The 12754-nt window shown below is 39.8% G+C and carries 11 protein-coding genes and 1 tRNA gene; 2 read left to right on the forward strand and 10 right to left on the reverse strand.

Features of this window, described 5'->3' with window-relative positions; all coding sequences use genetic code 11:
- Positions 1-18: 18 nt before the first annotated feature.
- The 4 genes from infB to CWB60_RS05190 all read right to left on the reverse strand — a co-directional run bounded on the left by infB (position 19) and on the right by CWB60_RS05190 (position 5052).
- Positions 19-2676, reverse strand: a complete 2658-nt coding sequence (gene infB / locus CWB60_RS05175; protein WP_004585885.1) for a translation initiation factor IF-2 — start codon at positions 2674-2676, stop codon at positions 19-21.
- Between the two features lie 25 nt (positions 2677-2701).
- Entirely contained in the window at positions 2702-4201 is a 1500-nt protein-coding gene (gene nusA / locus CWB60_RS05180; protein WP_004585884.1) for a transcription termination factor NusA, read from the reverse strand.
- Between the two features lie 38 nt (positions 4202-4239).
- Positions 4240-4695 (reverse strand): ribosome maturation factor RimP, encoded by a 456-nt coding sequence (gene rimP, locus CWB60_RS05185; RefSeq protein ID WP_004585883.1) that lies wholly within the window; start codon positions 4693-4695, stop codon positions 4240-4242.
- Positions 4696-4975: 280 nt separating this feature from the next.
- A tRNA-Met gene (locus CWB60_RS05190) sits at positions 4976-5052 on the reverse strand.
- 376 nt (positions 5053-5428) lie between these two features.
- Between CWB60_RS05190 and CWB60_RS05195 the strand changes: the two genes are divergently transcribed.
- Both CWB60_RS05195 and CWB60_RS05200 read left to right on the forward strand, forming a co-directional pair.
- Positions 5429-5890 (forward strand): globin, encoded by a 462-nt coding sequence (locus CWB60_RS05195; RefSeq protein WP_004585882.1) that lies wholly within the window; start codon positions 5429-5431, stop codon positions 5888-5890.
- A gap of 90 nt (positions 5891-5980) precedes the next feature.
- Positions 5981-7537 carry a cryptochrome/photolyase family protein gene (locus CWB60_RS05200; protein WP_138577438.1) on the forward strand — a complete coding sequence of 519 codons (1557 nt, stop codon included), beginning with the start codon at positions 5981-5983 and terminating at the stop codon, positions 7535-7537.
- Between the two features lie 58 nt (positions 7538-7595).
- On the opposite strand, the gene CWB60_RS05205 is transcribed toward CWB60_RS05200, so the two are convergent.
- The 6 genes from CWB60_RS05205 to CWB60_RS05230 all read right to left on the reverse strand — a co-directional run bounded on the left by CWB60_RS05205 (position 7596) and on the right by CWB60_RS05230 (position 12354).
- Positions 7596-8042: an Hsp20 family protein gene (locus CWB60_RS05205; protein WP_004585880.1), complete on the reverse strand. Its 447-nt coding sequence runs from the start codon at positions 8040-8042 to the stop codon at positions 7596-7598.
- Positions 8043-8289: 247 nt separating this feature from the next.
- Entirely contained in the window at positions 8290-8820 is a 531-nt protein-coding gene (locus tag CWB60_RS05210; protein WP_054982203.1) for a peroxiredoxin-like family protein, read from the reverse strand.
- Positions 8821-9078: 258 nt separating this feature from the next.
- On the reverse strand, positions 9079-10473 hold the full coding sequence (locus CWB60_RS05215) for a sigma-54-dependent transcriptional regulator (RefSeq protein ID WP_138577440.1): 1395 nt from the start codon (positions 10471-10473) through the stop codon (positions 9079-9081).
- 11 nt (positions 10474-10484) lie between these two features.
- Positions 10485-10856 carry an Hpt domain-containing protein gene (locus CWB60_RS05220; protein WP_138577442.1) on the reverse strand — a complete coding sequence of 124 codons (372 nt, stop codon included), beginning with the start codon at positions 10854-10856 and terminating at the stop codon, positions 10485-10487.
- A gap of 87 nt (positions 10857-10943) precedes the next feature.
- Positions 10944-11765 (reverse strand): putative bifunctional diguanylate cyclase/phosphodiesterase, encoded by an 822-nt coding sequence (locus tag CWB60_RS05225; protein ID WP_249318341.1) that lies wholly within the window; start codon positions 11763-11765, stop codon positions 10944-10946.
- 298 nt (positions 11766-12063) lie between these two features.
- Positions 12064-12354 (reverse strand): hypothetical protein, encoded by a 291-nt coding sequence (locus CWB60_RS05230; protein ID WP_138577444.1) that lies wholly within the window; start codon positions 12352-12354, stop codon positions 12064-12066.
- Positions 12355-12754: the final 400 nt, after the last annotated feature.

The raw sequence follows: 12754 nt of genomic DNA on the forward strand, positions 1-12754 counted from the left end.
ATCTTAGTTTACGAGCAATTAAAGTGTACGTTGTACTTCAACTGTTTCGAATACTTCGATTTGGTCACCAACGCGAACATCGTTGTAGTTCTTAACGCCGATACCACATTCCATGCCGTTACGAACATCTTGAACGTCATCTTTAAAGCGACGTAGTGACTCAAGCTCACCTTCGTAAATAACCACGTTATCACGTAGTACACGAATTGGTGCGCTGCGTTTAATAGTACCTTCAGTAACCATACAACCAGCAATTGCGCCAATTTTTGGAGACTTAAACACGTCACGTACTTCAGCAAGACCAATAATCTCTTGCTTAAACTCAGGAGCAAGCATACCAGACATGGCTTGCTTAACTTCTTCGATTAGCGCATAGATTACGCTGTAGTAGCGAAGGTCTAAGTTTTCAGTATCAATCACTTTACGTGCAGATGCATCGGCACGAACGTTGAAGCCAACTACGATTGCGTTAGATGCAGCAGCAAGTGTTGCATCAGTTTCGGTGATACCACCTACGCCAGAACCAACAATCTTCACTTTTACTTCATCAGTAGAAAGCTTAGTTAGTGAGTCTGAAATTGCTTCGATTGAACCTTGAACGTCTGCTTTAAGTACCACGTTAACTTCTGATACATCGCCTTCAGCCATGTTAGTAAACATGTTTTCAAGCTTCGCTTTTTGCTGACGAGCCAATTTAACGTCGCGGAATTTACCTTGACGGTATAAAGCAACTTCACGCGCTTTACGCTCATCTTTAACAACAGTCGCTTCATCACCTGCAGCCGGAATACCAGAGAGACCTAAAATTTCAACTGGAATAGAAGGACCTGCTGATTTAATGTCTTTACCGTTTTCGTCTTTCATTGCACGAACACGGCCGTATTCAAGACCACACAGTACGATATCACCTTGGTTAAGGGTACCTGATTGAACTAAGATAGAAGCAACCGGACCACGTCCTTTATCAAGACGAGATTCAATTACAACACCTGCTGCCATGCCTTCTGATGGAGCACGAAGCTCTAAAAGCTCAGATTGCATAAGAACAGCTTCAAGTAAGTCATCAATACCTAAGCCTGTTTTAGCTGAGATATGAACGTACTGCGTATCGCCGCCCCAATCTTCAGGGATAACGTCTAACTGAGCTAGCTCGTTTTTAACGCGATCTGGATCTGCGCCTTCTTTGTCCATTTTGTTTACAGCAATGATTAAAGGAACGCCAGCTGCGCGAGCATGCTGTACCGCTTCTTTAGTTTGTGGCATTACACCATCGTCTGCTGCAACCACTAAGATTACGATATCTGTCGCTTTAGCACCACGTGCACGCATTGATGTAAACGCGGCGTGACCTGGTGTATCTAAGAAAGTGATCATGTTGCCGTTAGTTTCAACGTGGTATGCACCAATGTGCTGTGTAATACCACCGGCTTCGCCTGATGCAACTTTAGCTGAACGAATGTAATCAAGCGTTGATGTTTTACCATGGTCAACGTGACCCATTACAGTTACTACTGGCGCACGCGGCTCAGACTTACCATCTTCATGACGGTCATTTAGTACTGTTTGCTCTAATTCGTTTTCTTTAACGATGATAACTTTGTGACCCATTTCTTCAGCAACAAGTTGTGCTGTTTCTTGGTCAATCACTTGGTTAATGGTAACCATGTCACCCATTTTCATCATTGTTTTAACAACTTCAGCGCCTTTAACAGCCATGCGCGATGCAAGCTCAGCTACTGTAATTGTTTCGCTAATACGCACTTCATTTTTAACATCGGCAGTAGGTTTTTGGAAACCATGTTGCAATGATGTAGGTGCTTTTAGCTTGCCTTTACGGCCTTTAGCGCCTGCAAATTTATCTTTTGCTGGGGCTTTTTTCTTTTTCTTCGCGCGGCGTGAACCTTGCTCATCACGTGCATCGGCAACATCTTCTGCCTCACGTGCATAAGTAGAAGTCGTAAGATGGTGATCCGCGGTTTCTTCGCGTTTCTTACGTTCTTCTTCTTCTTTTTTCCAGCGAGCTTCATTTTCTTCAGCTAGCTTTCTTGCCTCTTCTGCTTGACGTTTCGCTTCTTCTTCAGCTTTCTTCAATGCGGCCTCTTCTGCTTCTTTCTGCAGACGCTCAGCTTCGATGCGATCTTTCTCAGACTTAGCACTTTGCTCTGGGGTCATCTGCTGTTGTTTAGCTTTACGCTCTGCATCTGCTTTGCGTTTAGCTTCTTCTTTGGCTTTACGATCAGCGTCTTCTTTTGCTTTACGTTCTGCCTCTTGTTTCGCTTTTAATTCAGCGGCTTCTTGTGCAGCTTTTTGCTGCTCTTCGATACGCGCTTTTTCTTCAGCGGCTAGACGTTGCTGTTCTTGCTCTTGCTCCATTGCGCTCTTTTTCACGTAAGTACGTGTTTTGCGAACTTCAACTTGAACAGCCTTTGCCTTACCCGTAGAGCCCGTTACACTTAACGTGCTTTTGCTCTTACGTTGTAAAGTCATACGTGCTGGGCCATCTGAACCAGTACCACCGTGCGATTTGCTTAAGTGATCAAGTAACTGTGCTTTTTCAGCTTCAGTTACATTATCACCTGCTTTTTTAGTGATACCCGCTTGTGAAAATTGCTGAAGCAATTTATCAACAGTTGTACCTATATCGCCGGCTAGTTTTTCAACATTTACTTCTGCCATAGTGTGTAATACCTCCGTTAATAAATTACTCGTCTGCGAACCAACAAATATTACGTGCAGCCATAATTAGCTCACCTGCTTTTTCAGGTGTTAGCTCTGTAATATCTACCAATTCATCAATACCTTGCTCAGCTAAGTCTTCAAGTGTAATTACACCCTTGCTTGCCATAACAAATGCTAGATGACGCTCTAAGCCTTCAAGCGCAAGTAAGTCTTCAGCAGGCTCTACACCTTCTAAGCTTTCTTCCGTTTTAAGCGCTTTAGTGGTTAATGCATCTTTTGCACGTGAGCGCAGTAAATCAACCGTTTCTTCATCTAGGCCGTCGATTTCTAAAAACTCAGAAGCTGGCACATACGCTACTTCTTCAAGTGTTGAGAAACCTTCGTTGATAAGTAATGATGCAAATTCATCATCAATATCTAAGTTTTCAGTAAATAAGTTAATTAACTTATCTGACTCTGCTTCGTTTTTAGCGCGCATGTCTTCAACAGTCATTACGTTTAGTTCCCAGCCAGTTAATTGGCTTGCTAAACGAACATTTTGACCATTGCGACCAATTGCTTGTGCTAGGTTATCAGCTTCTACAGCGATATCCATTGAATGAGTGTCTTCATCCATTACGATTGAAGCTACTTCAGCCGGTGCCATTGCGTTAATAACAAACTGCGCTGGGTTGTCATCGTAAAGTACGATATCAACACGCTCGCCACCAAGTTCTGATGATACAGCTTGAACACGTGCACCACGCATACCAACACACGCACCTACTGGGTCAATACGCTTGTCGTTAGATTTAACGGCGATTTTAGCGCGTGAACCCGGATCGCGTGCTGCAGCACGAAGCTCAATCATTTCTTCGCCAATCTCTGGCACCTCAATGCGGAATAATTCCATCAGCATTTCTGGTTTTGAACGCGTTACAAATAACTGTGCGCCGCGTGCTTCAGGTTTAACTTCGTAAAGAAGACCACGGATACGATCTCCTGGACGGAAGTTTTCACGTGGCAGCATATCGTCACGGTAAATAACCGCTTCTGCGTTGTTACCTAAATCAAGTACGATTGCATCACGTGTTGCTTTTTTAACGACACCTGTTACTAGCTCGCCTTCTTGATCTTTATAAGCTTCTACAACTAAAGCGCGCTCAGCTTCACGTACTTTTTGTACGATAACTTGCTTTGCCATTTGTGTAGTTATGCGGTCGAATTTGATAGATTCAATCTGTTCTTCAACATAATCACCCAGTTGCAAGTCAGGTTCTTCAACTTGAGCTGCTTCTAATGTGATTTCGCTGTAAGGGTTTTCTAAAGAACCATCTTCTTGAACTTCTGCAATCTGCCAACGACGGAACGTGTCGTAATCACCGGTTTTACGGTCGATTGATACACGTACTTCAATTTCGCCATCGTGTTTTTTCTTTGTCGCTGTTGCTAGAGCGAACTCTAACGCTTCAAAAATCTTTTCTTTTGGAACCGCTTTCTCATTGGAAACGGCTTCAGCAACCAATAATATCTCTTTTGCCATGGGTAATGCCTCGCTTGCCCTATTCCTTCGCACTCGAATTAAAACTTTGCGATGATGTTCGCACGTTCGATATTGCTAAGCATGATTAAGTGCTCTTCGCCATCGCTTTTAAGTGTGATCATATCACTGCTAACTGCTACTAAGTCGCCTTTAAAATTACGGCGACCGTCTTGTGGAAGCTTAGTACGCACGCGTACTTCCTCTCCTTGCGCCTTCTCGTAGTGATCTTGTTTGAATAATGGACGATCAACACCAGGAGACGATACTTCCAAATCATATTCGTTTGTAATTGGGTCTTCGACGTCTAAAATCGCACTAATTTGGCGACTCGCATCCGCACAATTATCAACAGATATTCCATCCTCATGGTCAATATAAACCCTTAAGGTAGAATGGCGGCCTGCTTGTACAAACTCAAGACCATGTAATTCAAAGCCTAACATTTCTACTGCAGGCGTAAGCATGGTTAATAAATCTTGCTCAAGTTTTGTCACGAAAATCCTCCATACAAACAAAAAAAGGGCTTATAGCCCTAAAATACTGAGTTTAAGTTTTGATTTAATGACAAAGCCATAAATCAATGGTGCAGATACAACAACGCCCCGAACCAAGCGGGGCGTCACACCAATAAAGCATAAAACTGTGTGGCCTCAGGCCAAGCTTGGCTGCGGGTCATTACACTGACCAAATTAAACTACATTAGCTTAAACGCAAAACGCGCATTACTTAGAATGCGCGATATAGAATTAGTAAGGATATACCTACTATAAAAATTGGTTGCGGGAGCCGGATTTGAACCGACGACCTTCGGGTTATGAGCCCGACGAGCTACCAGGCTGCTCCATCCCGCGCCAATAGATATTAAACCTAAAATTCAATATCGCTGTTAGTGGTTAATCAACCGCTAAACAATGGCGGCTATTATAAGGATATACGGGGTAATTAGCAACCATAATAACTAATAAGTTTGATAAAATCAGTGAACCCCCATTTTAAGCTTCATCAGTATGTACTATGATTATGCAGACGTTAAAATGGTAATCGTAACGTCACTAATATGTACGTAAAAAGCCGTATATTCATAAATAAAATATCTAAAATTCATAAAACTGATACAATTTTGTGCTTTTTACGTTTAGATTACGTGCGATATTTGAGCAACGCACTATACTAAAAGCTCACCGATGTGGATAAAAATAAAAATTACAAAATTTAATGAGATTGCTAATGAATACTTATCAGCCACAGTTAATTAAAAGTTTGCATATAGTTAAGCCAAACTTTCATGCGTTTACCGCGCGCTTTCATGCAAAGCTTGAAGAGTCAAATATAACAATGCAGTACCCAAGTGCCGCTTATTTTAACGAAAAAAGTTATATTTTATATTGTGTTTTAGAACGTATAGTTAGGCATTTAGATAACCCATCTTCTGTTGCCCCATTTTTAACCTTTCACTTGCAATACTTAAAAAAGATGGGCGTTACGCCAAAAGAAATATCGCTACTATGCGATGCCTTTTACGATACCTTAAACGAGCACTTAGGGCGTTTATTCACCGCACAAACACAATTTGCTTGGCAAAAAGCGCTTCGTTATTTTGAAAGTTTTGCTAATACAACTTTGTTTAACAAAACAAATGTTATTTCGCTTGAGCAAAAAATCACTCAACTTCGCACAAGTAAGCTTTAAGTAACACAAGCCTCAGCTTTTATGCACGTATGAGCAAACTACCTAGATCCACGTTGTCGCTTTTTACGTACAACTAAATTTAGGTGGTTTATGGCTCATTATAAAGTGTTGCGCCTAATTTTAGGTGATCAACTCAATGCTTCGCATTCGTGGTTTAAAGAAAAAGAGCCTGATACGCTTTATTTAATTGCCGAGTTAAAACAAGAAACCAATTACGTTAAGCACCACGTGCAAAAGTTATGTGCTTTTTTTTATGCGATGGAGCGTTTTGCTACAGCTTTACAAAGCGCGGATTACAGCACACTGCACCTCACCCTTGATGATACCCACCAAGACAAAACCTTGCCTGTTTTACTCACGCGCATAGCCAAACAGTATCGTTGCAGTGAAATACATTATCAATACCCTGATGAATTTCGCCTCAAAGCACAGCTAAGTAAATTTAAAAAAGAGTCTGATCTTCTTGTTAAAGCCTATGACACCGAGCATTTTATGCTGCCATTTGAGCGTATTAACGAGCGGTTTGAAAAAAACAAACATGTGACTATGGAGCACTTTTATCGCGCTATGCGCAAGCAATATACTATTCTTATGGATGGGAGTAGACCGCAAGGAGGTCAATGGAACTTTGATAGTAATAACAGAAACAAATTTAAAAAAGCAGATTTAAACGCTATCCCCCCGCCAAAATTATTTAATAACGATGTAAGCTCTATCATTAGCAGACTTAAAAAACATAACGTAAATTACTTTGGTGAAATAAATCCTCAGCAGCTGCCATGGCCGCTCACTCGCAAACAAGCCAAAACGTGTTTAGAGTATTTTTGTACCCACCTGCTAAAAAATTTCGGCCAGTTTCAAGATGCAATGACCGACCAAGTTACAAATAACGCCAGCTTGTACCATAGCCGTTTATCATTTGCTTTAAACGCCAAGTTAATCCACCCGCTGTACGTTATTAGGCGTGTAATTGACGAATTTAATGCTCACCCCGACACAATTTCGATTTCTCAAGTAGAGGGCTTTGTTAGGCAAATTTTAGGTTGGCGTGAATATGTTCGCTGTATATATTGGACAAACATGCCCGACTATGCACAAAAAAACCAATTACAGGCCAACCAGTCGTTACCAGGGTACTTTTGGCAGGGTAATGTAAAAATGAACTGTTTAAGCCATGCATTAACGCAGAGCTTAGACACCGCATACGCTCATCATATTCAAAGATTAATGATCATTGGTAATTTTTGCTTATTAACAGGCATCGACCCTAATGAAGTCGACCAGTGGTATTTAGGGGTTTATATTGATGCCATTGAATGGGTTGAAATGCCTAACACCCGTGGCATGAGCCAATTTGCAGATGATGCTATTATCGCCACTAAACCCTATGCAGCCAGTGGTAATTACATCAATAAAATGAGCGATTACTGCAAAAACTGTCATTATGATGTTAAGCAAAAAATAGGTGAGAAGGCGTGTCCTTACAACAGCTTATATTGGCAATTTATGGATAAACACCGCGCATTACTTGAAAAAAACCCACGCATTGGCATGGTTTATAGAAACTGGGATAAACAAACACCTCAACTTCAACAGCAGACCTTAGCCCAAGCAAATTATTATTTAACACATATAAACGAGTTATAAGAACGAAAAAGCCGCCTCAGTTGAGGCGGCTACAATCAGGGAAAATGTTTATTAGCGATTATTTACCTTCGATTAGGTTTCCACCGCCAATTTCAATTTTACGAGGTTTAAGTGCTTCTGGGATTTCGCGCTCTAGATCAATGCTAAGCAGACCGTTGGCTAAATCGGCACCGAGTACTTTTACATGATCCCCAAGTTGAAACTTACGCTCAAAGTTACGTTCCGCAATACCTTGATGAATAAACTTGCGCTCTTCATTTTCATCTTTGTTTGGTTTAGTACCTGCAACTTTTAAAGTGTTGTTCTCTGACTCAATGGTGAGTTCATTTTCACTAAAACCAGCAACGGCCATAGTGATTCTGTATTTGTCTTTATCTAGTGCTTCGATATTATAAGGAGGAAAGCTAGGCTGCTTGTCTGTACGAGCTGCCGCATCCATTAAAGATGCTAAATGATCAAAGCCGATGAATGAACGATAAAGTGGTGATAAGTCTACTGTACGCATAATAATATCCTCATATTTAAGCGATATAATGTTGTTACTTTTCGTTTGAACAAGTACAACATAATTAAATTAATAATATAAATTTCAATAACTTCTGTATTTTTTGGGACCCATCAGGCGTCCTCACTAAACTATTTATGGGCAGTAAAATAGTTTTCAAGTAATTAAATTAAAAAAAGTGAAAAAAAATAAAAAAGGGCACAAAAAAGTGCCCTCTTCGTATATTCATCAAATTACTCAATACACGTTACTTAATAAAAGTACCGCGAATTGGGTAGTCGTTTTCGCGTGAAAATTTAATACCGCCTAGCACCTGCTTAAGGCTTGGGCGAACAAATGGGCTATTTGATTTATCAAGCATCTGTACTTGGTTATCTTCGTTTAAGACAATAATACAAGGCTCAGCAAATGGGTGATCTGTTTCAGCATCACTGCGCGGTTCACTAATGTATAAGCCTAAATCAGTCATTTGCTCAATGGTTAAATTGTAATAAAGAGGGAAATTTACGTCTATTTTTTCAAGATGCTTTTTAAGCTGCTCTTCGCTATCGCCACTTACTGCTACAACTTCTACACCTGCGCTGGCAAAATCGTCATGCATTGTTGCAAGCTCATTGAGTTGCTCGGTACATTTAGGGCAATGCTGGCCTCTGTACACCACTATCATTTTCCAAGGTTTGTCGCTTACGCGGTCAACTAAATTCACGTCATTGTTATCTAAATCGCTTACCACTAAAGGCTGCATTACACTCGCTGGCTGTAAATTAACGTTACTCATTATGATCTCCTTTTACTATTAAACTTAGGGTGTAGTAATAGAGCTTAGGGTATCTTTGTTTATTTCAACCATGAAAATGTAACTGAGAACGAAATGGCAGGCGACTCGCTTTTATTAAGTAGCCTTGTTTAATATGATTAGGAGAATTATAAGCTGTAAGCAGAATAATGAAATGTTAGATAAAACAGGCATCTTGCTCTTTTTAAGTAGCATTAGCACAGTATAAACACCAAGAAGATGTGAGCAAGAAGCGTAAAGCTAACTCCAGCCTTTTATTTTTCTGTAAATAGTCGAGGCGCTTACGCCTAAATAGGCCGCAGCAAGTGGAATGTTATCATCGCATACGGCTATTGCCGACTCTATTGCCCTTTTTTCAACTTGCCACAGGGGCTCTATGTCGTGTACGCCCATAAGCGAGTTAGTTTGTATTTGCTCTGCAGATTGAGACGAGCTGGTATTTTTGATTGGAATAGCAGAATTAACACCAAATGAGCTTGGCAACATATCTAACTCAACTACGTCACCCTCGTTGATAACAACGATATTTTCGATAACATTTTGCAGCTCACGGATATTACCGGGCCAATCGTAGTTGCAAAAAAGGTTTTCAACTTCTTTTGAAAAGCGATGGAATAATTTAGCGTTACTTTCACTTTTTTGCTTTAAAATATGCATTGCAAGCAACATTATATCGCCAGCTCGTTCGCGTAGCGGAGGTAACTTTACAGGAATAACATTAAGCCTATAGTATAAATCTTCTCTAAAACGCCCTTCGGCAACTTCAACTACAGGGCTTCTATTTGTTGCACACACTAGCCTTACATTACTGTGTAAAACCTCGCTACTGCCTACCCGATTAAACGCACCCGTTTGTAAAAAACGTAATAACTTAGCTTGTAGGTTGAGCTCCATTTCACACAGTTCATCTAAAAATAAAGTACCACCGTTTGCAACTTCTACAGCCCCTTTCCTGTCACTTAGCGCTCCGCTAAAGGCCCCTTTTACATGGCCAAAAAACTCTGACTCAAATAACTCTCCTGGAATAGCAGCACAGTTAATTGCAATAAATGGCCCTTCACTTCGTGGGCTAGTGTCGTGCAAAGTTTGCGCGCACACCTCTTTACCTGTGCCACTCTCACCGGTAATAAAAACACATGCTTTGCTTCGCGCTGCACTATCTAAAAGCCTAAACACCGTTTGCATTGCTAACGATTCACCAATAAACCCGGAAGTGTTTTGCGCTTTCTGTTCTTGAATTTTAACTGCAGGAGGTGCTTTTTGCGAAAGCGCGCTATCTACGGCGCTCACTAAGCGCTGGCCTGAAAACGGTTTTTCTAAAAAATCAAAACCACCTAAACGCATTGCCTCTACTGCAACATCAATAGAGCTATTTGAGGTGATCATGACTACGTTAGCGGGCTTTTCTTGCTTTTTAACAAACTGCAGCACTTCTAAGCCACTAATATCGGGCAAACAAACATCTTGGACAATGACATCAGGCATCATCTCTTTTATACCTACCAAGGCAGAGTAGCCATCGGTAAAGTGTTTACATTCGTGCCCTGCTTGCTCTAATTGGCTCGCATAAAGAGCCCCGCTTGCAATGCTGTCTTCTACTATATAAACCAGTGATTTTTTTTGAGAATCGTTCATGGCAGAGCCTTTTAGGTAATATTATTAGCAATAACTTGGTATGCAGCGTGGGTTTTTTCTAGATTATGTTGAACGATCTGAGCAGCGTGAATATTTTCTTCAATGGTAACAGGGGGGTAATCATGTAATTGACTGGCAAGGGCTGCCAAAGTTAATGCGCCATATAGCGCCGCAGAATTTTTAAGTACGTGCATTATATCTTTAATATTATCTTCATCTTGCTCATCAATTGCATTTTTAAGACGAACTCGCATTTCTTCTAATTCATTAATAAATAAGTTTACCAGCCTTACTAAAGTGAGTGAGCCAACATCTTGCTCTAATTGCGCTAGCACATGAGCTTGAGTGATGGTGTTATCAATATATTCTTCAGGTATTGGCATATTAGGCCTTTATTTATTATTGTGATACAAAGCTTTTATACTTTTAGAGTAAGTCGTTTTTCGCATTTTGCAAATCTAAACATTAAGTTAAGTGTACATTTTTACCCATGTCGCCGTATTATTAGCTAAACTACTTGGTCTTCCGAGTAAGTAACCTTGTGCTACATCACACCCTAGCTGCTCTAATATTTGTAATTGTTCGCGCTGTTCAATCCCCTCAGCAATGGTTTCTAACCCGAGTCTTTGCGCCATAGCAATAATTGCGCTACACAGGGTAAAGTCTTCATTGTTCGTTGTAATGCCACTTATAAAGCTGCGATCTATTTTTAGCCCATCAATACTAAACTGCCTTAAAAGGCCTAAAGAGGCATAGCCCGTTCCAAAATCGTCTAGCCAAATTTTTACCCCTTCTTTATGAAAATGCTCAAATGTTTTAGCAATACGCTGCGGACTTTTTATTAATGCTGTTTCTGTTAATTCTACTTTTATGGCTGCGGGGTCTATTTGATACTTATCAAGTAAGCTCATTACTTTGGAAAACACATCCCCTTCAATAATTTGTACCGGCGAAATATTCAATGAAATAGTTATATCATTCATACCTATTTTTCTCATTTGGCTTAAATCGCTTAGGGTTTGCTTAAAAATCCAATCACCTAAATCTAAAATCATACCTGACTGTTCTACATGCGGAATAAATTCATCTGGGCCAACAACACCATAGCGTGAAGATTCGCAGCGCACTAATGATTCAAAGCCAACTAATTGCCCACTTGTTAAAGATACAAGCGGCTGGTACACCATATTAAAACAATGGTTTTTCATTGCATGAGCCATAATTTGCTCAAGTTCATGCCAGCGTGCAATGTTGACCGTATTGATAGGCTCTAAACTTTTAAAAGCATTCATAAATTTCTCCACAAATAAGGGCTCACCGTAAGCTTGTTACATAAATTGCAAATTACAGACCAAAACGAGCCGTCAAAAACAAAAATAAATGCATAAAATTCAATTAGTTAAAGTCGGGTTGTTAGTCTAAAGTTATTGATATATATATTTGCATTTTGCAAATCACACTGACACGCAAGCTGATTTAGAGTGGGAGCGGGAGTAAGCGATGGTTTGGGTATAAAGTGGCTTTAAAAATAAAAAGGCTGACCTAATTGCTTAGAGTCAGCCGAAATAAATACTAAAGGAGAAGTATTGTTTAGTTGTTTAAACCTTGTGTGCCTGATTGGGCAGATTGCTCATCTATGTTTTGAGCGTAGTTTAATGTGTTGCTTTCAATAGTGGCATTATCTAAATCACTATTGTTAAATTTATTGGTGAACATCTCGGTATTACCTTTATTAACAGGTTCAATAGTAACGGTGCCTCGCAGTGCTGTTGCACCAACAATAACAGCTGCAACAATAATAATAGACAGCACCATTAACTCTGGAGTAAGAACAAAAGACATTTTTTTTGGTTGCTGTTTAACTTTAGTATTAGTTTGCATAATGGACACCCTTAAAATTTATTTAACTACTTAGCAAATTTATATCAATGATAACTTCGCTCTACTTGGTGTTTATATTGCGAAAGCCATGCCAAAATAAATTTAATGATGATAAAAAATTTAAGTCTTTATAAATCAATGGGTAAATTAATTACTTTGATAGGGATAATAAAAAATAGCTGAGCGGATATTTGCATTATGAGATTTCAATTTCATTTTGATTTGCAAAATGCAAACCAATTTAAAAATAACCATTAAGAACCAACCTACACAACCCAATCAATTAAAAAGGATTAGTATTTCAGCATTATTTACAGTTTTGCTTAATATATTAAGGCTTTTTAGGCAGTAAAAGTAATTGACTACGCATTACTCAATCGCCATCGCTTTTTTTGAGAAA

The organism is Pseudoalteromonas sp. S327 (assembly GCF_005886415.1).
Taxonomy (GTDB): domain Bacteria; phylum Pseudomonadota; class Gammaproteobacteria; order Enterobacterales; family Alteromonadaceae; genus Pseudoalteromonas; species Pseudoalteromonas atlantica.